The organism is Amycolatopsis oliviviridis (assembly GCF_014654365.1).
GTDB lineage: Bacteria > Actinomycetota > Actinomycetes > Mycobacteriales > Pseudonocardiaceae > Amycolatopsis > Amycolatopsis oliviviridis.
On sequence record NZ_BNAY01000018.1, the window covers coordinates 18210 to 39046 of the forward strand.

Annotated in this window: 16 protein-coding genes; 8 read left to right on the forward strand and 8 right to left on the reverse strand. The window is 69.7% G+C overall.

Annotated features, from left to right (window positions below):
- The first annotated feature begins 39 nt into the window (after nt 1-39).
- From IE302_RS41760 to IE302_RS41780, 5 genes are all read left to right on the forward strand, one after another.
- The gene (locus tag IE302_RS41760) at nt 40-2448 is read left to right on the forward strand and encodes a right-handed parallel beta-helix repeat-containing protein (protein ID WP_191260009.1); all 2409 of its coding nucleotides are present in this window, start codon (nt 40-42) and stop codon (nt 2446-2448) included.
- Nucleotides 2449-2507: 59 nt separating this feature from the next.
- A complete protein-coding gene (locus IE302_RS41765; protein WP_191260010.1) occupies nt 2508-5033 on the forward strand; it encodes a hypothetical protein in 2526 nt (841 codons plus the stop codon).
- Nucleotides 5030-6274, forward strand: a complete 1245-nt coding sequence (mycP, locus tag IE302_RS41770; RefSeq protein ID WP_191260011.1) for a type VII secretion-associated serine protease mycosin — start codon at nt 5030-5032, stop codon at nt 6272-6274. The genes IE302_RS41765 and mycP overlap by 4 nt, the downstream gene beginning before the upstream one ends.
- Before the next feature lie 98 nt (nt 6275-6372).
- Complete coding sequence (locus tag IE302_RS41775) at nt 6373-7023, forward strand: helix-turn-helix transcriptional regulator (protein ID WP_093935872.1); 651 nt, start codon at nt 6373-6375, stop codon at nt 7021-7023.
- Between the two features lie 69 nt (nt 7024-7092).
- Nucleotides 7093-7716, forward strand: a complete 624-nt coding sequence (locus tag IE302_RS41780; RefSeq protein WP_093935886.1) for a response regulator transcription factor — start codon at nt 7093-7095, stop codon at nt 7714-7716.
- A gap of 188 nt (nt 7717-7904) precedes the next feature.
- Here the strand turns inward: IE302_RS41780 and IE302_RS41785 are convergent, their stop codons facing one another.
- On the reverse strand, nt 7905-10097 hold the full coding sequence (locus tag IE302_RS41785; protein WP_191260012.1) for an ATP-binding protein: 2193 nt from the start codon (nt 10095-10097) through the stop codon (nt 7905-7907).
- A 700-nt stretch (nt 10098-10797) separates the two neighbouring features.
- Here IE302_RS41785 and IE302_RS41790 point away from each other — a divergent pair.
- Complete coding sequence (locus IE302_RS41790) at nt 10798-11133, forward strand: hypothetical protein (RefSeq protein ID WP_191260013.1); 336 nt, start codon at nt 10798-10800, stop codon at nt 11131-11133.
- 43 nt (nt 11134-11176) lie between these two features.
- On the opposite strand, the gene IE302_RS41795 is transcribed toward IE302_RS41790, so the two are convergent.
- Both IE302_RS41795 and IE302_RS41800 read right to left on the reverse strand, forming a co-directional pair.
- Complete coding sequence (locus tag IE302_RS41795) at nt 11177-11593, reverse strand: cold-shock protein (RefSeq protein ID WP_191260014.1); 417 nt, start codon at nt 11591-11593, stop codon at nt 11177-11179.
- A 79-nt stretch (nt 11594-11672) separates the two neighbouring features.
- Nucleotides 11673-12125 (reverse strand): hypothetical protein, encoded by a 453-nt coding sequence (locus tag IE302_RS41800; RefSeq protein WP_191260015.1) that lies wholly within the window; start codon nt 12123-12125, stop codon nt 11673-11675.
- Between the two features lie 465 nt (nt 12126-12590).
- On the opposite strand from IE302_RS41800, the gene IE302_RS41805 reads away from it, so the two are divergent.
- Nucleotides 12591-13883, forward strand: a complete 1293-nt coding sequence (locus IE302_RS41805; RefSeq protein WP_191260016.1) for a LuxR family transcriptional regulator — start codon at nt 12591-12593, stop codon at nt 13881-13883.
- Between the two features lie 27 nt (nt 13884-13910).
- Nucleotides 13911-15179 carry a helix-turn-helix transcriptional regulator gene (locus IE302_RS41810; protein ID WP_191260017.1) on the forward strand — a complete coding sequence of 423 codons (1269 nt, stop codon included), beginning with the start codon at nt 13911-13913 and terminating at the stop codon, nt 15177-15179.
- A 133-nt stretch (nt 15180-15312) separates the two neighbouring features.
- On the opposite strand, the gene IE302_RS41815 is transcribed toward IE302_RS41810, so the two are convergent.
- From IE302_RS41815 to IE302_RS41835, 5 genes are read right to left on the reverse strand one after another with little or no spacing between them, the layout of a single operon-like run.
- Nucleotides 15313-16578, reverse strand: a complete 1266-nt coding sequence (locus IE302_RS41815) for an acyl-CoA dehydrogenase family protein (protein WP_191260018.1) — start codon at nt 16576-16578, stop codon at nt 15313-15315.
- Nucleotides 16575-17297 (reverse strand): HAD family hydrolase, encoded by a 723-nt coding sequence (locus IE302_RS41820; protein ID WP_191260019.1) that lies wholly within the window; start codon nt 17295-17297, stop codon nt 16575-16577. Before IE302_RS41820 ends, IE302_RS41815 begins: the two co-directional genes overlap by 4 nt.
- Nucleotides 17294-18373 carry a polyprenyl synthetase family protein gene (locus tag IE302_RS41825; protein WP_191260020.1) on the reverse strand — a complete coding sequence of 360 codons (1080 nt, stop codon included), beginning with the start codon at nt 18371-18373 and terminating at the stop codon, nt 17294-17296. Before IE302_RS41825 ends, IE302_RS41820 begins: the two co-directional genes overlap by 4 nt.
- Before the next feature lie 16 nt (nt 18374-18389).
- Complete coding sequence (locus tag IE302_RS41830; RefSeq protein WP_229908347.1) at nt 18390-18887, reverse strand: nitroreductase family deazaflavin-dependent oxidoreductase; 498 nt, start codon at nt 18885-18887, stop codon at nt 18390-18392.
- On the reverse strand, nt 18884-20485 hold the full coding sequence (locus tag IE302_RS41835; protein ID WP_191260021.1) for a GMC family oxidoreductase: 1602 nt from the start codon (nt 20483-20485) through the stop codon (nt 18884-18886). Before IE302_RS41835 ends, IE302_RS41830 begins: the two co-directional genes overlap by 4 nt.
- Nucleotides 20486-20837 lie beyond the last annotated feature (352 nt).

Here is a 20837-nt window from a genome sequence, read left to right on the forward strand (position 1 = left end):
CACGCGAACCGGGGCAGGCCCGGAGGAGGAACGCGGAACGTGAACCAGAACGTCATCATGGTCGCGCAGGGGCCGGGCAACGGCTACCGGCGCATCGGCGACGCGGTGGCCGCCGCCCCGCACGGCGCGGTGATCGTCGTGGGGCCGGGCCGGTACGCCGAGAACCTGGTGCTCACCAGGCCGGTCACGATCACCGCCGAGGACGGTCTCGGTTCGGTGCGGGTGGCCCCGCCCTCGGGGGTCGCGGTGATCCTCGACTCGGATTCCGCGGCACTCGCCGGGCTGACGATCGCCTCGGCCGACGAGGAGAATCCCGCGATCCTGGTCGCTCGCGGGCAGTTGAGCGTCTCGGAATGCGCGGTGCGGGCGGAGGGCTGGACGACCGTGTTCGCCGCGGCGCAGGGCACCCTCCTCATGAGGAACTGCGAGATCGGCAACTCCGTCGGCGCGGGGGTGGTCGTCACCTCACCCGAAGGCGGAGTGCTCGACGCCTGCCGCCTGGAAGCGCTCGGGACCTCCGGGGTCGTCGTCGCGGAGGACGGGGTGCTGCTCATGCGCTCCTGCTCCGTCGACACCGCGGCGGGCAACGGGATCTGCCTCAACGGACGCGGAAAGCTGACCGTCGAGGACACGACGGTCGCCCGCGCCGCGAAGCCCGCGGTCGCCGTCGAGCAGGAGGCGACGCTGACCGCCACCCGGCTGACCGTGTCCGACGCCGAAACCGTCGGGTTCTATCTCGCGAGCTCGAAACCGGTGGTGCTGGAGGAGTGCGTGGTCGAGCGATCGGCTGCCGACGGCATCTTCGTGGCGGAGGGATGCGCTCCGGTGCTGCGGGGCTGCGCCGTGCGGACCGCCGTCAACCACGGCGTGCACTACACCGGCCGCGCGGCGGGGACCGCCACCGGCACCGAAGTGTCCGATGTGGATGGAGTGGGCATCGGCGTGAGCGCCCGGAGCGTGCCCGAATTCGACCGGGTCACCGTTTCCGCCTGCACGATCGCGGGGGTGCGTGTCGACGACGGCGCCGATCCGTTCTTCCGCCGCCTTCGAGTGCTCGGCTGTGACGGTGCCTCCGTCGAGATGACCGGCGCGGCGAGGGGAACCTGGGAGAACCTCGAAATCGAAGAAGGCCGCGGCGTGGGGATCATGGTGACCGACGGGGCCCGTCCGTCGGTCACCGGCTTGAGCCTGAGCCGCACGGCGGACGCCGGGGTGCGCGTGCTGGGTGCCGCGCTGACCCTGACCGACAGCGCGTTGTCCGGCACCGGTGCCGAAGGGGTGCACGCGGGCTCGGGGGCGGACGTGTCAGTGACCGGTAGCCGGGTCCACGGCAGCGCGGGAGCCGGTTGCCTGTTCGCCGACGGCGCCTCGGGCACCATCACCGATTCGGAGTTCACCGGTGGATCGGCCGACGGGATCCGGCTGGACACCGAAGAAGCGGTCCGCGTTTCCGGCTGCACGGTTCGCGACAACCACGCGAGCGGGTTGCGCCAGACCCATCCGAATCCGGCCATCGAGGTGCACGGTCTCGTCTCCGGCGGCAATCTGGCTCCCGACGCCTACGGCACTTCCGCTTCGGCGGGTGCGGCGGCTCCCGCCGCGCGGCCGGATCAGCCGGCGGCGGCCGCCCGGAACAGCGTGGCGGACCCGCTGGCCGAGATGCAGACGCTGGTCGGCCTCGCCGGGGTCAAACGGGAGGTCAACTCCCTGATCAACCTCAACAAGATGGCGCAGCGCCGCAAGGACGCGGGGCTCTCGGCGCCGCCGATGGCGCGCCACCTGGTCTTCGCCGGGGCACCGGGCACCGGGAAGACGACCGTCGCCCGGCTCTACGGTCAGGTGCTCGCGCAGCTGGGCGTCCTTCGCAAGGGACACCTGATCGAGGTCGCGAGGGCGGATCTGGTCGCGCAGATCATCGGCGGTACGGCGATCAAGACGACCGAAGCCTTCAACACCGCGCTCGGCGGGGTGCTGTTCATCGACGAGGCGTACACGCTGAGCTCCGGTTCGGGCAAGGGCGGGACCGGCCCGGACTTCGGCCGTGAGGCGATCGACACCCTGGTCAAGCTCATGGAGGACCATCGCGACGACGTCGTGGTGATCGCCGCCGGCTACTCGAACGAGATGCTGAGTTTCCTCGAGGCCAACCCCGGGATGGAGTCGCGGTTCAGCCGCACGATCGAGTTCGCCAACTACACGCCGGACGAACTGGTCACGATCGTGCGGGTGCAGTGCGCGAAGCACGACTACCGGCTGACCGAGGACGCCGTCGAAGTCCTGCTCAAGTACTTCGACGCGATCCCGAAGGACGGCACGTTCGGCAACGGCCGGACCGCGCGCCGGGTGTTCGAGCGGATGACCGATCGCCAGGCCTCGCGGCTGGCCGAGATCGACGATCCCTCGTCGGCCGACATGACGTTGCTGACCGCGGCCGACGTCGAAACCTGAGAGACCGGACCGGACACGGCGCCACCCGGTGCCGGAGCTGGAAAAGCTGGAGCGAGAAGATGGCTGAAGATTCCGCGGCCGCGCTGGTCGCCGACCGCTGCGGGGCGCACCTGCTCGTGCGGGAGCGCCATGAAACCGTGGACCACGCGGGACGGTTCGCGTGGCCGCCCGTCGTGGACGGGCAGTTGTTCGTGCTGGTCTCGCCGGTCGCCGCCAGAAATCCTTCGGTCTTCGGTGTCCTCCCGGATCTGGTGGGGGTCGCCCGGCGGGAGACCGGCGCCCTCACCGTCCGGATCGGGCTTCCCCGGCTGGGCGCGCACACGGCGATCGCGCAGCGGCTCGCCGACCGGCTCGGTACCGACCTGTTCGCCGCGGACGGCGGCTTCCTCGACCGGCCGGGCGCGGCCCTGTTCGCCGGGCACGGGACCGGCGGTACCGGCTGGCGCCTCTTCCGGCCGGGACAGGGGGCCGAGTTCGGCGGGATGCGGCATCCGCGGCCCGGGTGGGAGCTCGCCGTGGCCGCTCAGCCGTTCGTGCGGGGACCGGTCGCGGTGGAGCCGGTACCCGCCGGGCTGGTCGTCCGCGACCTGCGGACGGCTCCCACGAAGCTGTCCGACCCGGTGGCTTGGATTCCGGTGGACCCACGCGCGCCCCGGGTGTTCGTCGGCGGTCAAGGGGTGGCGCCTTCCCCCGCGGCGGTCGCCGAGGTGCTCCGATCGCTGCCGGAGTCCTTCGTGCTCGTCCCGGGGGAACCCGCGGTGGCGGGTTACGCGTGGCTCGCGGAGACCACCTTGCGCCTCGGCCGGGACCTCGTGACCGTTCCGGGCGGGTTCTCGACCGCGGGGCCCGGGAACCGGCCGCCGCGGACGCGGTTCCCGTCGTTCGCCACCTTGCTCCGCCAGCCGATGGGCGGCGGGGACCAGGTGGTCCTCGACGTCGTGCCCCCTCCCGCCGGTTGGGAGCGGGTCGGTCCCAGCACGTACGGGCTGGGTGACGTGCGGGCCGACGTCGTGCCCTCTGGCCTGGTCGTCCGCTCCGGTGCGGCGGACCCGGCCTCGACCGCTCTGCCCTTCGATCCGGCAGGCTGGACCCTGCAGCTGGGCACCCCCGGATCCCGGGTCGACCGCGCTCTTCTGCACGCGGTGGAGAAGCTGCTGTCCGGGCTGGACCCCGCCTTGCGGGCACGGGCCAGGTTCCGCGTCGCCGGCGAGCCGGACGACTCGACCAGGGCGGTCCTCTCTCGGCTCGCCGCGCCGGGCGGTCCCTCGACGGCGAAGGCCGCACCGCACCGGAATCCGGTGCCCGTCGACCCCGCACCCGCAGCCCCGGCGCCCATCGCTCAGGCTCCGGCCGCCCCGGCGGCGGAACCGGTCACGCCCGCCGCACCGCCGCACGCTCCGGCTGTGCCGAGCGCGGCCGCGGCGGCGAGGATCGCGACGATGTCGGCGATGCCCATTCCGACGGTCTCCGGAATGCCGGGGACCCGGCCCGGCCCCGCCGAGGAGGCGCCTCCGGCACGCAGGGAGGAGCCCGCGCCGCCACCGCCCGCCGAACCGCGGCCGGTCACCCCACCGGCGGCCGGTGGTCCCCCCAGCGCGCCGGAGCCGTCGCCCTACCCGCCCGAACCGCTCGTGCCGCCCGCCGCGCAAAGCTCTCCCGGACGTGCCGGGACTGACCCGGCGCCGGGCGCACCGCCCGTTCCGGTCGCGCCGCGGCGCGACCCGCTCTCGGTGGCTCCGGGACCGACGCCGCTGGCGGTCGCCGACCGGGGCAGCAAAGCGACGGAGCAGGCCAGTTTCACCGCGGCGGCCGGGCACGACTTCAGCGAGGCGCTGGCCACCGTCAACGCGGCGCTGGCGACCTGGCCGTCGATGCGGCAGGACGATTCGGCCGGAGTGAAGGCCGATTACGCCGCGGTCTGCCTGTTCCTGGGCGAAGGTCGTGGTGGAGCGCAGGCGGTCAACGGAGCGGTCCGGTCCGGCCAGGAGAACGGCTTGCCCGGTCAGCTCGAGTGCCTCTCCTCGGGGATCCGCCGCCTGCCGATGCACCGGCGGCCGGTTCTGCGCCAGAGCCGGTCCGACGAGCCGGTCGAACCGGGTTCGGTCCACGTCGAGCCCGGATTCCTCACGGCGAGTCTCGACCTGGACGTCACGGTCACCGACGCCGCGGTCGACGTGCTGATCTGGCCCGCCACGGCCCGGCGCACCACGGAGCTGCTGGGCCAGCGCACACCCGATGAAGTGGTGTTCGGTGCCGGAGCAAGGTTCAAGGCGCTGGCGGTGCGCCGCGCCGACGACAGCGAGGATCCGGACGTCGAGGGCCCCCGGGCTCCCCGGATCGCTGTTCTCCTGCGCGAGCTGGCGCCGGGCGAGGTCCCCGGCGACACCACCGAACTCGACGAACGCGATCAACGGGCGCTCGGCAAGCTCGACGCGGTGCTGGCCCGGCGGCGGAAGAACACCCTCCGGCTGGTGGACGGTCCCGGGGCGGTCGCCCGGTTGACCAGCCCACTCGTCGAGTGGGACGCCGAGACCATGGCGGCGCCGGGACGGGCGGGCGGGCATTCGACCGTGATGGCGTCATGAGACCGCCACGGTTGCTCGAAACGACGGCGAGCTTGGCGGCCGTCGTCCTCCTCACCGTCCTCTCCGGCGCCCCGGCCTCCGCCCAGCAGCCTCCGCAGCCGCTGCCGACCGACCAGAAGGGCTGCCTCGGTCCGCCTCAAGGGACCGAACGATCGGCGCCGTGGGCCCAGCAACGGCTGGCACCGGAACGGGTCTGGCCGCTGACCACCGGAGCCGGGATCACCGTCGGCATCGTCGACTCGGGGGTGGACGGCGGTTCACCACAGCTTTCGGGCGGGAAGGTGACCGCCGGGGTCGACGTCACGGCCCCAGGTGGGCGGGCGGACACGGACTGCTACGGCCACGGCACGTTCGTCGCGGGGATCATCGCGGCCTCGCGGGACTCCACCACCGGGTTCGCCGGTGTCGCGCCCGGCGCGTCGATCCTGCCGATCCGGTGCGCCAAACTCGGCGAGGACGGCTCCGCGCCGGTCCTGACTGCGGCGTCGCTGGGCGACGGCATCCGGGCGGCCGTGGACGGCGGCGCGCGCGTGATCAACGTGTCCGCCAGCACGACGGTGGACGATCCGAAACTGTCCAGCGCGGTGTCGTACGCGGCGAATCGCGACGTGGTGGTGGTCGCTTCCGCGGCCAACAGCGCGCAACAGGGCGATCCGGTGACCTATCCCGCCGCGTACCCCGGGGTCATCGCGGTGGGAGCGATCGACCGGGATGGCAAGCACGCCGACTTCTCCCAGACCGGGTCCTTCCTGTCGCTCGTCGCCCCCGGTGTCGGGGTGACGAGCATCGGCCCCGGCGGACCGGGGCAGTGGCAGGGCACCGGGACGAGCTACTCGGCGCCGTTCGTCGCCGGTGCCGCCGCGCTGGTCCGGGCCTATCATCCGCAGCTCAGCGCGGGCCAGGTCAAGCATCGGCTCCAGGTGACCGCCGATCCGCCCGCGGCCGCTCGTCCCGATCCCGGGCTTGGCTGGGGCACGGTGAACGTCGTGGCGGCCGTGACCAGGGTGCTCCCGGAGGAGGCCGGTGTCCTGAGGCAGCTGGCGAGCCCGCCGCCGATGGGTCCCGTGCCCGATCCCGAAGGCGAGGGGAACGGCCAAGTGGTCGCGGTCCTCAGCCTGCTCGTCGCGGGAGTGCTGGCCCTCGTGCTGGTGCCGGCGCTGCGGCTGATGCGCGGCGGCCGGGAACGGAACTGGGCGGTGCGGCGGACGGTGCGCGTCCGGTCGCGTGAAACTGGTCCTTGAGAACCAGCCGTCGGTGCGCCGGTCGGGCGATAGAGGTCAAGTGAAGTGTGCGAGCCCAGGCTTTCCTCACTGGTGAAATCAGTCAGAGGGAGGCAGTCGTGGAGAGCGCCGAGGTCTTGGTGCACGCCCCCGACCCGTTCACGGCGTCCGGCGTCCGGACCCTGCTCGAACGGTCGCCTCACCTGCACGTTCGTGTCGACGACCCCGAGCAGGACCGGGTCGACGCCCCGGACGTCACGGTGGTGGCGGTGGAGGGGGTCGCCGGTGTCGAGGTGTTCGCCTACCTCCGGCGGCTGCAGAACCGGCTCGGCGCCGACGCGGCGCTGAAGTGCGTGGTGGTCTGCCGCGAGTTCCGCGCCGAGGACATCCTCACCGCGGTGGAATGCGGTGTGGTGGCCTTCCTGCACCGCCAGGACGTCACCAACACCTCCCTCACCGCGATGGTCACCGCGGTGAGCAGGGGAGCGGCATTCCTGCCGGGCTCGCTCCAGGGCACCCTGCTCGAACGGTTGAACTGGCTGCGGACCGAGGTCCTCGATCCGGAGGGGCTGACGCTGTCCGGTCTGGAAGACCGTGAACTCGCGGTGCTCCGGCTCATAGCCGACGGCTACCAGACCGAGGAGATGGCGGATCTGCTGCCTTACTCCGAGGGCACGATCAAGAACGTCCTCTACGGCTTCATCAACCGGATGGGACTGAATTCGCGGGCGCACGCGGTGGCGTACGCCTTCCGGACAGGCGCGATATGAGGCGCTCCAGGTGATCAGGGGCAGCGGATGTCGCATTCGGACAACAGATACAGCGAGCGGGAGGTTCTGGTGAAGACGGTACGGGTAGGGGTGCGCGCGTTCGATGCGATCACGCAGGTCGGACTGACCAGCTACTTCCGGTCGCGGCCGGAAGTGGAAGTGGTGGACTGCGCGGCGCTGACCGCGAACGACGTGCGGGTGGTCCAGGCCGATCGGATGTCGTCGCAGGTGGTGGCCGAGCTCAAGCAGTGGGCGGCCGAGGTGGCCGTGCCCACGGTGCTGGTGACGAACGAGTTGCAGGAGCACGAGGTGATGACGGCCGTGGAATGCCGCGTGGTGGCGGTGTTGTCCCGCGAGCAGGTCTCCGCCGATCGGCTGGTGGAGGTGGTGCGCGCGGCCGGATCCGGTCGTGGGGCGCTGCCCCCGGACCTGCTGGGACAGTTGCTGGAGAACGTGCGGCGGTTGCAGCGTGACGTGCTGTCCCCCAGAGGGCTCGGAGCGGCCGGGCTGACCTCGCGGGAGGTGGACATCCTGCGGTTGATCGCCGACGGTTTCGACACCGCGGAGATCGCCGAGGAACTCTGTTATTCCGAGCGTACGGTCAAGAGCGTGATCTACTCGATGACGAACAGGCTGCACCTGCGAAACCGCCCGCACGCCGTGGCGTACGCCCTGCGAGCCGGCGTCATCTGAGCCCGAGGAGCCGTCGCGCGCTGGGGGCGCGACGGATATGACGGGCCTCGGGTGTGGTGAACGAGCGACAGGAAAAGTCGAGGACCACGAACACCGCCGGACATGAAGACAGCCCTCCTCGCCAGTCGGCGAAGAGGGTCTTTGCGCGTTGCAAGTACCGCGTTCAGAGGACGAAACGCGTGTGCCGGCTACGGGGGTTCGGGCCGGCAGGCCAATTCCGGCGGCAGGCGGTCCCTGAGACGGCCTTGGGTGCCGTCAGGAACGCCGTCCGAAATCCGTTGTGGCGGTATGTCGGGTGAAGAAGGTCCCGGATCGCCGTGGGCGAACCCTCTGATCAGTCCTCTATGGACACTTTCGGGATGTCCGCGTTCGCCGGCCGTCGTGCTCGGCGCCGAGCTGACCCATTGGACGAGCCGGAGCGCGGTCTTCGCCGATTCCGGGGCCAGCGTGTGTCCATTGCGGAGCACCCAGTCCCGCACCCACGAATCCACCGAGGTCGGTACGGCCTCGACCCGGTCGGCGACGTGGTCCACCTCGGTCCCGGCCGCGTCGAGGACTTCCGCGAGCTGCCGGTGAAGCGCGAGCCGGATCGCCTGCGGCATCGTCGTGTAGAAAGCCTGGCGGACGGCGGGGTGCCGGAAGCGCAGCCCGTTCCCGGTGCGCGTCAGCAGTCCGGCGTCCACGAGTTCGTCCACCAGACGCGCCACCTCGGCCGCCGGAAGCTCGAGGACCAGTGAAAGGTCGCGCTCCGGGAACTCGGGGGCGGACAGCGCCGCCCAGCGCAACGCTTCCTGGGCGCGCGCGGACAGGAACGCCAGCCGGCGTTTGATCACCTGCGCGGCGGATACCGGCAGCACGGGCCGGTCTTCGCCGTCCGGTTCGGTGAGTGCGCCGTGGGCCCGCCACGCGTCGACGAGGTCGGTGAGGATCCGGGGGTTTCCCGCCGCTGTCCTGGCGAAAGCGACGACCGCGGGCTCCGGTGAAGGTCCGGCGAGGACGGTCAGGAGGTCGGCCGCCTCGTCGTCGCGCAGGTCCTGCAGCCTGAGGATTTCCCCGGCCTGGTCGCGCAGTTCGCCGAGAGCCGCGTCCGCGGTGAGCGGACGATGCGAGCCGATGAGCAGCAACGGTGACCGAGCGGTCAGGTGGACCAGCTCCCGCCAGACCGACAGGCCCGCCGAATCGATCCACTGTAGATCGTCGGCGAAGAGGATCAACGGCGCCTGCGCGCAGAGTTCTCGTACCAGCCCGATGATCGATTCGGCGTCGGCCGCGGAATTCCGGTCACGGGGGACCTTCAGAGCGCGCGCGAGCGCCGCCCGGCGAGGATCGGTCGCGGTGAGCCGGACCCCCAGGCATTCGAGGACGAGGCGAAAGGGCGCCTCCGGGCTGAATTCGTCGGCGACGCCGATCCCCACCGCGCAGCGCGCCCCGGCGAGGGCTTCCGCCGCGAGCGCGGACTTGCCGACACCCGCCGCGCCCTCGATCCACAGCACACCACCGCGGCCTTGCTCGACCCCGGTGATCGCGGACCGGAGCCGGGAAAGTTCGGCGGCCCGGCCGACGAACTCCGTCGCGCGCAGGCGTGCCGGCCCCGAGGCGTCACCCGTCTCCAGCGGCCACAGCGCCGGGTCGTCCGACCGGATCTGGTCGTAGCGGGTGGTGAGGGCGGATCCCGGCTCGGTGCCGAGCTGCTCGATGGTGATCGCCCGTACTGATTCGAAGACCTCCAGCGCCTCCTCGCGGCGGCCGCTCCGGTAGAGCGAGAGCAACAGAAGGTCCTGCAGATGTTCGCGCATCGGGTGCCGCGAGGCGACGTCACACAATTCGGTGGCGACCTGTGCGTGCTCACCGAGATCCAGCAGCGCTCGCGCGCGTTGCTCGACGGCGTCGAGCCGAAGTTCCTTGAACCGCTCGCGTTGCGCTGCCGCGAACGGGCCGGGAAGTTCCGCCAGCGGCTCCCCGCGATACAGGGCGAGGGCTTCGTCGAGCGCGGCGATCGTCCCGGCGGGATCGCCGTCCCGGTAGCGGCGGCGAGCTTCTTCGCGCAGGGTTTCGAAGCGGACCATGTCGATGGCCTCGCCTGGAACGCGAAGGAGATAACCCGTCGCGCTCGACTCGAGGACCGGGGGAGTGCCGGGATCGGTTTCCTGGGCCGCGAAGACCTTCCGAAGCGCGGACACGTAGGTGTAGATACTTCCGTTCGCGCTCGCCGGCGGATGCTCACCCCAGACCGCGTCGATCAACTCCGATCGCGTGACGACCTGATTGGCGCGCAACGCGAGAACGGCGAGGACCGTGCGGCGATGGGCCGGCCCCAGGAGGATCTCTTCGTCGTCGTGCCAGACCCGGACCTGGCCGAAGAGAGCGAAGCGAAATCGCATGACGGCCTCCTTGACGCTCGGGGTATTGGTCCGGGAACGGTGGACGACTATCGAACTGACCGGCCTTCAAAGCGACTTTTCCACCCCGTCGAGGCCGGTGTCGAGCGCGGCGCGGGCCCTTCGGGGAACTCTGCGGTTCATCCACAGGGGTGTGCCGTTCGGGAGCCGTCCGGAGGGCGAAGAGAGGCCGGCGAGCAAGCTCTCAACGGCTCGCCAATATGTCTTTGAACTGGGGTTTTGTGTGTCGATACCGGGTCGTGGCGACGGGTTTCGCACTATGACCGACCGTGGCTGTCAAGTCACTGCCGAGGGCTGTCGCGGGGGCCAGGTAGCGCGACAAGCGCACTGGCCCGGTATCGGTGAGCCGATTCGCCGATACCGGAAATCGGAAACCGCCGAAGCGGGTGTACGACATTTCTCATCGGACAGGAAAAAATGGACCCATTCCATTTTCTGTTCCAGTGCGCGGGAATTCGGTCGCGGTCACCTGGGTACATGGCGTGCACAGGTCGTCGCGCGGCGAAGAAACCTTTTGAGGTCAAGGGGTGAAGCTCCGCGCGGGGGTGGCTTCGGTGCGGAAGGGCAGAGTCGTCCGTCATTTGTCTTGTGATCAGGTCGATTCCACTGAACGGCGGTAGTGTCGACAGTGGAATATGACAGGATCGTCGGGATGTCCGAGCCGCCGAGAAGGGGGGATGTCGTGGTGTTCGAGGATGACCGCCGGAGTCACGCAGAACCGGGGGAGAGGACGACCTGTCCGCCCCCCGATGCCCGGGAAGACGTCTTCCGCCCGCAGCTGGAACTGGCGAGTCACTTCGACGAGTACGTCGACCAGCTGGCCGGCCTGGTGATCGTCCAGCCCCGGGGCGAGGTCCGGGACTCCTACATCGACATCCTGGTCGGTCTGAGCAACGCCGCCGAGGCGTTCCGGCGGTCCGAGGCGGGTGACGCGCAGGAGGCGGCCGAACGGCTCCGGTCCGCTGTGGACCTGCTCAGCCGGGCGCGGACGGACGGATTCGTGCTCGTCCACGCCTGACCGCCCTTTCGGGCGAAGTCCTTGACCGAAAAGACCTCTTCCTTCAGGCCTCCACCCAGCCGTGCTTGTGCGCCAGGTGGACGAGCTGACGCCGGATCAGCGTGATCTGCTCGCCGGTGACACTCGGCGCGGCACCGATGAGCGACTCGGTGACCTCGTCGAGGAATTCCTTGACCGTCAGGACGTCGCACATGCCGTCGTCCTGGGTGCTCGCCGCCGCACTCCGGCGCGCGAGGTCGCCGGCCCCGCCTTCCGGGGACTCGACGAGGTCCACACGCGACGCTTTCAAGCCGCGTTCGCTCTCCAGCACGTCGAACTTCACCGAGACGCCCGGCCCCAGCAACCGTTTGTCGAAGGTGAGCGCGTTGACGTGGACGAACACATCCTCGCCACCGTTCTCGGGCGCGGCGAAACCATATCCGCGGATCTCGTCGAAACTGACGATTTTTCCTTCGGGCACGACGGAAATCCTCCGGCTGTTCGATGGGTGTCCAGGGGTGCTCGGGCAGGCCGCGGGGGCTGGTCCTGGCGCCGGGTGATCAGAAGCCGCGTTCGCCGCCGTCGGACGTCTCGGTCTTGCGGGCGAGCAGGATCGGCAGGGTGTACTCCGGTTTCGGCTGCTGATCCGACCGGTTCTTCCTGGCGCCGCGATCGAGGATCAGCAGGAGTGTGCCGCAGATGATGCAGACCAGTTCGGTACCCGTCGCGCAGTACTCGGCGAAGGTGCTGAAGTGGTCTCGTTGAGCGAAGACGCCGACGGTTTCCGCGATGGCGTACGAACCGAGGGTGGCCACGCCGAAATCGACGGCCAGCCAGGTCATGAGCCGATGGCGCCACGCCAGGAGTCCGATGGCGATGAGCGGACCGGATATCGCGTTGAGGAGGAACAGGGGAGCGAGGAAACCCAGTCCTTCGATGGTCCAGAGATAGAAGTGGACACCGGAGGAACCCAGCAGGCCAATCACGACGGCGATGCGCAAAGCTGCTTTCATCGTGAACTCCTTCGATCCCTCTGCTCCTTCGCTTCTTACCACGGAGCCCGCTCGTCGTCCGGAACTCGTTGCGCCGAGTGGGACGATCGCCGGTCGTGGACGTGGGAAGGCGCCCTGCACTTGAGACATGTTTCGACCGCATTCTGGCACTTCGCCAATGTCCGATGGCTCTTTGCTGCTGCCGCTGCCAGATCTGGTGAGCACAACTGCCTTTTCTGACACGGGTTTTCCGGATGTCCCCTCCTGGCCGGGCGCCGTCTTGGCGATGTAATTTCGGGTGAAACCCTTGCCCCGAACCGCGCGCGTGATGGATCGCCCTCATCGTCGGAGATACGCTGGCTTGTCTTGTGTTCTTGGACGGAAACGCCAGAGGTGACCATGGTTCGGCGCGGTAACGGCCAGCTCCGGACAAGGGAGCGAGCCGACACACCAAGCGGTGGCTTGGATCTTCGTGGCGTCGAGGGGTTGTGCACCTCGGAAGTCGAGGCGCGGCTGGACGTGGTCACCCCCGGATTGACCGCCAGCGTGCCCTGGCTGATGGCCGGGCAGGACACCGGGCCCGCCCCGGCCGTGCCCGCCGGGCTGTGCGCCTCGGCCAAGTCGGCCAGAGAAATGACGCGAGGCAAGGACGTCGGCCTCGCCGTCGCGTGGGCCGAGGAGGCGCTGGACGAGGCTCCGTGCCGTCACGACCCGCTGTGCGTGTGGCGTGCCCTCGTGACACTGGTGAGCGCCGGTGAACTGGTGACCGTGGACGAACAGTGCGCCCGGCTGGTTGAGGACGTCGAGCCGGGGCCGTTCACCCGGGCGCAACGCCGCAGCATGATGCTCCGCGCTCGCGCGAGAGTGGCCCGGCATACCGGCGATCTGCCGGGCGCGCGCCGGATCCTCGGCGAGCTGATCGAGTCGGACGTGAGCCAGAACGTCCGGCTGCTCGGCGTGTCCTGGCTGGTCGACGTCCTGCTCGAAGAAGGGGCGATCGACGAAGCGGTGGACCTGATGGCCGAGAGCGGCCTCGAGCGGGCGGCGCAGCAGTGGCTGATGTGCCGCCCGATGCTGTTGTCGGCCCGGGCGGCGGTCCGGCTGGCCACAGGCGACGCGGACACCGGCTTCCAGGACTTCCTGCAGGCCGAGCGCCTGTTCGAGGGGCAACGGATGTCGAACCGCGCCATGCTGCTGTGCCCGACGCAGATCTCCCTGGCCGCCAAGGCCGCGCGGCGGGACGAACTCGCCGCCCGGATCGCCGGTCAGGTGCTGCTCAGGGCTCGTGGCTGGGGTGAGCCGAGGGTGCTGGGCATGGCGTTGAGCACGCTGGCGACGGTCGAAGACGGACCGGACGCCTGTGCGCAGCTCACCGAGGCGGCCGAGCTGCTCGAAGTCGGCGGCGCCCGCAGCGAACTGATCACCGTCAATCAGGAGCTCGCCCGGCGCTTGGCGGCCCGCGACGACGTCGCGGGGGCACGCTGGCGGATCGGCCGAGCCGTGGGAATCGCGAAGGAGATCGGAGCGCACGGCAGGGCACAGAACCTGCGCGCCGAGTTCGGCGGCATGACCGACTCGGTGCGGTTGACCAAACAGGAGAGCAGGGTGGCCTCGCTGGCGAGAGGTGGCCACTCGAACGAACAGATCGCCGGAAAACTCGGTCTTTCACTGAGAGGCATCGAGTTCCATCTGTCCAATGTGTACCGGAAACTGGGCGTGCGGGGAAGGAGGGGGCTCCGCGACGCGCTCGGTGAAGAAGTGGCCGGTCGGCAGATGTGACGGTGCAGGGTGAGGCGAGAGGACGAAATGTTCGAAGAAGCCGGATCGAAAGAGCCGGTGGCCGGTCCGGTGGATCCCGTCGGTGCCGTGCGGACCGAACTCGAGCGGCTGGTGGCCGACGGCCGGTGGTATCTCGCGGGGCACTTGGTGCGGATGCTGTCTGCCCAACACTCACTGTCACGTCCCGTCACCGGCTACGCTCAGTTGGTGCACATCGCCGGGGCACGCTTCCTTGCCGGGCTCGAGCAGGACGAGTCACGGCACGCTGGGCGCGAGTCCAAAGAGGTGCTCCGGGTGGTGCAAGCCCTCAATCGCGGCCGCCAGCGGGGTGAGGTGGTGCGGCTGGCTCGGGCGCCGCTGACCTCGGAGGATCTTCCGGGGCTGGCGAGGATCTGGGTCGGTGTGCTCGCCCTCGCGTACGCGGGGAATCTGGCCGACGCACGTGCCCTGCTGAGGCTGGCCGAGGACACCCGCGGCGAGCACGGCGCCACGGTGACACGGTCGGGTCTCGCGTTGCTGCGGGCGAGGGTGGTGTCGTGGGGAGCGGGGCGGGAAGCCGCCTCGGAAGCGATGAAGGAGATCCTGACGCGCGGGATCCCGGCGGAGCTCCGCAGCCTCGCCGTCGCGTGGACGGTGTCCGCGTCGGTGGCGGCGGGCGAATTCTCGCGGGCACGGGCTCTCCTGCGTGAACACGACTTCGACGGTCCGCTGACCGATGTCGCCGACGAAGCGGAACTCCTCTTCGCCCGCGGCGGACTGCATCTCGCCACGGGTAAGCACGAACTCGGTTACGACGACTACAAGGCCTGCGGACGTCTGCTGCTCAGCCGCTCCGTGCACAACCCGGCGGTGCTGCCTTGGCGCGCCCACGCGGCGCTCTGCTCGCACGTGCTGCAGCGGCCCGTGCTGGCCGCCTCCCTCGCCTCCGCGAGTGTCATCGCGGCGCGCCGTTGGGGCGCGAGGGAAACTCTCGCCATCTCGTTGTACGCCTCCTCGACCATCGCCGCGGATCCCGACGGCGCGCCGCGCCGTGACGAGCACGGGGATTTCGCCGGCGTCGTGCTCCGGCCGGAGTTCACCGCGGTACTGAACGATCTGTGCAGCGCCACCGAGCACGCGCCGTTGACCGACCCGGAGCGTGAGGTGACCGAATTGGCTCGCGCCGGACTGCGCAACAAGGAGATCGCCGAACGGCTGTCCGTGTCGACGAGAACGGTGGAGGCCCGGCTGTCCAAGGTGTATCGCAAACTGGGCGTCACGGGCAGGGACGGGTTGCGCGGCATCTTCACCCTGTGATCAGACGGACGACGCGTGTGATCAGACGGACGACACACGTGACTGGATGGACGACACACGCGATGTCCATCTGATCACGTGTGTCGTCCGTTCAATCACGTGTGCCGTCCCCCTGATTACAGGCGTCGCGGGGTCACCGGAGGTGGGCGGCGCCGATCAGCGCCAGCAGGTCGTTCTCCCCGTCGGCGACCTTGAACGATTTCGCGTCGCGGAGCAGCTTTTCGGGATAGAAGACCTCCCCGCCGGGGAGTTCGACACCGTCGAGGCGGGTCGCTCGCGCGCCGCAGAGCTGGATCGCGAGGTCGCACACCTCGAAGGCGGTGTCGGTGGTGAACACCTTGCTGGCCGCGGAATGCGCGATCGAACCGAGGTCGCCGGCGTCAGCCTGCCCGTAGTTGTGGGCGTAGACCGCCCGGTTGAGAGCGCGGGCGGCTTCGAGCCGGGTGAACATCCGGAACAGGCGCAGCTGGACGGACTGGTGCTCGCGCAAGGGCTTGCCGCCTTGGACACGATGCCCGGTGTAGCTCAGCGCGCCTTCGTAGGCGGCCCGGCCCGTGCCGAACGCCAAGAGCGCCATCGAGACACTGGCCAGCGCGTGCGTCGCGTGCATGGCGATCGGGTAGGCGTTCTCACCGATCAGCAGATACTCCTTGGGCAAGCGGACGTCGGTGAAGGAAAAGCCACCCTGGTTGAGGGCTCGGAGTCCGAGTTTCTCCAGTGGCGCTGTCCGGGTGACGCCCTCGTGGTCCAGGGGGACGACGAAGATGCCGCCCTTGGCGAGGCTGTCGCCGTCGAGTGTGCAGCAGACCAGGGCGTGGGACGCGGTCACCGCGCAGCTGATCCAGTCCGCTTTGGTCCCGTTCAGCACCCACTCGTCACCGTCGAGGTGTGCCCTGGTGTCCCCGCCGCCGACGGTCAGGGACGGGGTGTGCGCCGCCATCATGTCGGAGCCGTGATTCGGGTCGGTGATCGCGAAACAACTGGACCACGACGGCTGTTCCCCGGTGTAGTAGGGGCGGCTCAGCTCGTCCACGAGCCGAGGGCTGCCGAAGTTGTAGACGAACTGGAAGACCAGCGGGGCGATGAACAGGCTGGTGGCCAGCCCGGCGTCCCCGGTGGCCAATTCCTCCAGGACGAGGAATTCCTCGAACCGGGTCAGGCCGAGCCCGCCGAACTCGGCCGGGGCGGTCAGGGTGAGGAAGCCCGCCTTGCGGGCCTCCGCCATGAACTCGAAGTACGGCGAGCCGGTCGCGACCGCTTCGGCCGCGGTCATCCGGTCCAGCCGGTGGCCGATCGGGGCCGCGTACTCCCGCGCGAACACCCGGGCACGGTCACGCCACTCCTTGGCGTGCTCGCTGATCGTCAGGTCGAGTTCGGTGTACGGATCCCGTCCGGTCATTTCTCCTGCTCCTTCGGTCGGTTCAGGCGCTCCAGTACCTCGGAGCAGGTGGCCAAGATCGTTTCGCGATCGACGACGTGCCAATCCCGGCCGCTGCTCAGGGCGTGGAGTTCGTCGTCGGGTTCGAACGCGAAGGCGGCGCCCGCGTGGGTGAAGACCTCCGCGTCGATTCCGCCGTTGCCGACGGCGACGGTGACGCCGCATTCGACGTCGCCGGTCGCCGCCAGCTCCCGGACCACCGCGGCTTTCCCCCCGGGTAGCCCGGGGGTGCTGAGGAGTTCGCCGGTGAACCGCCCGCCCGATTCGGCCAGCCGGGCGCCGTACCCCGAATGCAGGCCGAGGTCGTCCACCGCCTCCCACAGGGGGAGCTCGGAATTGCCGGAGACGAGGACGATCCGGTAGCGATACCGTTTGAATAGCTCGATGAGCGGCTCGGCGAAGGGGAACAGCTCGTCGCGGCACGCCCGCCAGGTCCGGGCGGCCGTCTCCCTGGCCTCGGTGACCGTCGCACCGCGCAACGCCTTCGCATAAGCCTGATACGCCTCGGTCATCGCTTGGCGACGCGAATTCCCGCCGGACGCGTAGCCGCGGATCGCCCGCAGGCAGGCCAGCCCCTCGTCCTTGTCGCAGACGCCGTCCTCGACGAGGTCCTCCAGGTAGCGGGTGCCGAGCACACCGCGCAACAGCGTGCCGTCCAGGTCCAGCACGGCGTATCTCACGATTCGCGCTCCACCAGCAGCGCGGCGAGGTGACGCAGATCGGCGGCCGCGGAGGGCGGTAGCGGCGAGGTGTCGAGCACGGCGAGGGCTTCGGCGGTGCGGTCGGCGATCATGTTCTCCACCATCGCCGGGGCGCCGGTGCCTTCGATGACCTCCAAGACCCGGAGCGCGTCTTGCTCACTCAGCCGCGGATCGCCGACGTGCTTCTCCAGCAGCGCGCGCCCGGCGGTGTCCGCACGCTGCGCGGCCAGGGCGAGCAGGACGGTGCGTTTACCCTCGCGCAAGTCGTCGAAGACGGGTTTGCCGGTCGTGGCCGAGTTCCCGAAAAGGCCGAGAAGATCGTCTCGCAACTGGAACGCGTCCCCCACCGGCAGGGCGAACCGGCTGAGCCGATCGAGCAGGTCGGAGTCCGCGCCGGCCAGCAGCGCACCCAGTTGGAGCGGACGTTCGACGGTGTACCTCGCCGTCTTGTACCGGATGACGGTCAGCGGAGCGCCGTGGTCGTCAAGGGGGTTGAGGCAGGTGAACAGATCCAAGTACTGGCCGTAGTGCATCTCTTCGCGCATCTGGTCGACCAGCGAGCAGACGGCGGAGCGACGGCCGGGTGGCAGCGCCGCGCCCGTGAGCAGCTCGGTCGACCACATCAGCGCCATGTCGCCGATCAGGATCGCCGCCGCCTCACCGAAGCGCCGCGCGTTCCGGGCCCGCGGATACCGGTCCGCGATCGAGCGATGGACGCTCGGCCGGGATCGCCGGGTCGCGCTGTCGTCGATCACGTCGTCGTGGATGAGCGCGAACGCCTGGTACAGCTCGAGCGCCGCCGCCACGTCGACGATCGTGTCCGGTAGCCCGGTGCCACCGGCGGCCCGCCATCCGGCCGAGCAGAGCATGGGGCGTAACCGTTTGCCGCCCGCGGTGACGAAATCCCTGAGTGTTTCTGGAATCTCCGGACTGAGACCCCGGCAGGCGGCGTCGTCCCGTTTGGCTTCCAGGAAGAGGGTGAGCCGGGTCAGGACCCGCTCCCGGACCTCGTCGAAATCCAGGGACCGGCCGGTGTGTTCCGTGTAGACGGTCATGGGGTGACTCCTGTGCTCACGAAGACGGTGCCTTGTCGAGGGCGAAGATGCGGAAGCTCCCGCGCCCGCTGTTGTCCAGGTAGTCCTGATAGGCGGGGCCGTAGCTGGTGATGAGCCGCCACTGCGCGTCGTGGTCCTCGCCGGTGAGCAGTCGCGCGGTGACCGGGAGGACCTCGTTGCCCAGGGTGATGGTCGCCCTCGGGTCGGCGAGGAGGTTTTCCGACCACGCCGGATGCTTGCGGTCGCCGAAATTCGACGCGACCACGGCGTAGGAGTTCCCGTAGGGAGAGAAGAAGAGCGGCGAGGAGTACTGCTTGCCGCTACGACGGCCGGTGGTGGTGAGCAGCAGCGTGCCGGCGCCGGTGGTGCCGCCGAGGCTGAACCTGCCCTTGGTCCGTTCCAGCAGGAAGCGATCCGCGGGCACCAGCACCGTGCGCATGAACGTGATGAACCAGCGTTTCGGGGCGACGCGGATCATCGTTTTCCAGAGGATGGCCTGCACTCGTTCTTTCATGACGAAAACTCCCGGATGATGAGGTCGGCGGCCCGCTCGGCGAGCATGACGGTCGGGGCGTGGGTGTGCCCCCGGGTGATCCGTGGCATGACCGAGGCGTCCACGACCCGGAGGCCGGCAACCCCGCGCACGCGCAGTTCCGCGTCCACCACGGCGCCCTCGTCCGTCCCCATCCGGCAGGTGCCCGCCAGGTGGTAGACGGTGTCGGTGTGCGCCCGGACGTGCTTCTCGACGCTTTCGGCGTCGTCGGGGTCGAGCGCCGGATACCAGGAGTCGCCGACGTACGGCGCGAGCGCCGTCGTGCCGAACATCCGGCGCGCGATCTCGACACCTTGGGTCAGGCGTCGCAGGTCATGGCCGTCCGGGTCGGAGAACGTGCCGAAATCGATCTCCGGAGCCTCGGCCGGGTCCGCGGACCGGAGCCGGACCTGCCCGGAGCTCTCCGGCTGCAGCAGCACGACGGCGATGGTGAGCGCGTGATCGGGTGGCGGGTCGATTCCGTGGTTGACGAAGGCCACCGGCAGGAAGCTGATCTCCAGGTCCGGCGCCGGTTGCTCGGGGCCGCTCGCGAGGAAGCAGGCGGCTTCGGCCACGTTCGAGGTCAGGGGGCCACGGCGTTCGGACTCGTAGAGCGCGGCGGCGGCCGGTTCGCCCGCGGACGCCAGCGTGACCGGTTTCGGGCAGTGGACGATCAGCGGCGTGAACACGTGGTCCTGCAGGCCGAGTCCGACACCAGGGACATCGGCGACACAGGCGATGCCGTGCTCGGCCAGTTGCGCTGCCGGACCGATGCCGGACAGCAGCAGTAGTTGAGGTGAGTTGACTGCGCCAGCGCTGAGCACGACCTCGCGTCGCGCGGTGAGTGTCACCGCTTCGCCGTCGGAGTTCAGGGCCTCGACCCCGGTGGCCCGGCCGTCGGTGACGACGATCCGCCGGACGTGCATCCCGGTCAGGAGCTCCAGGCCGGGATGCCGGAGGGTGCGCAGATAGCCGTCCGCCGCGCTCCAGCGTTCACCACGACGCTGGGCCGTGGGGATGCGTCCAGCCCCGGTGTGGTCGCCTCCGTTCACCCCGGCTGACCGTGGTAGCCCGAGCTCGTCGCAGGCGTCGAGGAAAGCGGACGTCGCCTCGGACTCGCCACGCACGTCTTCGACGTACAGCGGGCCGTCCGAGCCGTACACGCCCGCGTCGTCGTCGCCGACGCGGCGTTCCGACCGGCGGAAGTAGGGTTCGACGTCCGCGTAGGACCATCCCTCGGCGCCCGCCTCCGCCCAGCCGTCGAAGTCGGCGCGGTGACCGCGGGTCCAGACGTTGGCGTTGATCGACGAGCAGCCACCGAGAACCCGGCCCCTGGGGACCCGGATCGCACGTCCGGTCAGGCCGGGCTGCGGGGTGCTGCGGTAGTCCCAGTCGGCTTCGCTGCCGAAGAGGGCGGGGAACGCGACCGGGATCTTGATCGCCGGGTTGTCGTCGGGGCCGCCGGCTTCGACCAACGCCACGGTGACGTCGTGTTCGGCGCCGAGGCGGGCCGCGATGGCGCATCCGGCCGATCCGGCGCCGACGACGATGTAGTCGAAGGCGCGTACTGCGTCCGTCATAAGGGATTTCCCTCCATCTGGCCCTCGTCGGGAAGAGGATGGGCTGTGGCGTTGTGTCTGCGGGTATAGGCACTGCTGGTTTACCGGATCACGTTCGCCCGATCGTGGCGGGCGGTGTGAATTTCTGGTATTTCCGCCCCAAAGGACACCGGGTGCGGCTGTGTCGGACGGTGCGAAAGAGCCTCGGTGGTGGACGAAAAGTCCTGGTTCCAGCGCTGGGACCGCGATGTGTCGCACACTCGCTCGCGGAGGCACGGTAACCGCCTCGGGTCGAAGTATGATCGTGATTTTGTTTCTCAAAGGTGGAAACGCCGCAAAATCGTTTAATGGATCTGCTCGAAAACACTTTTAT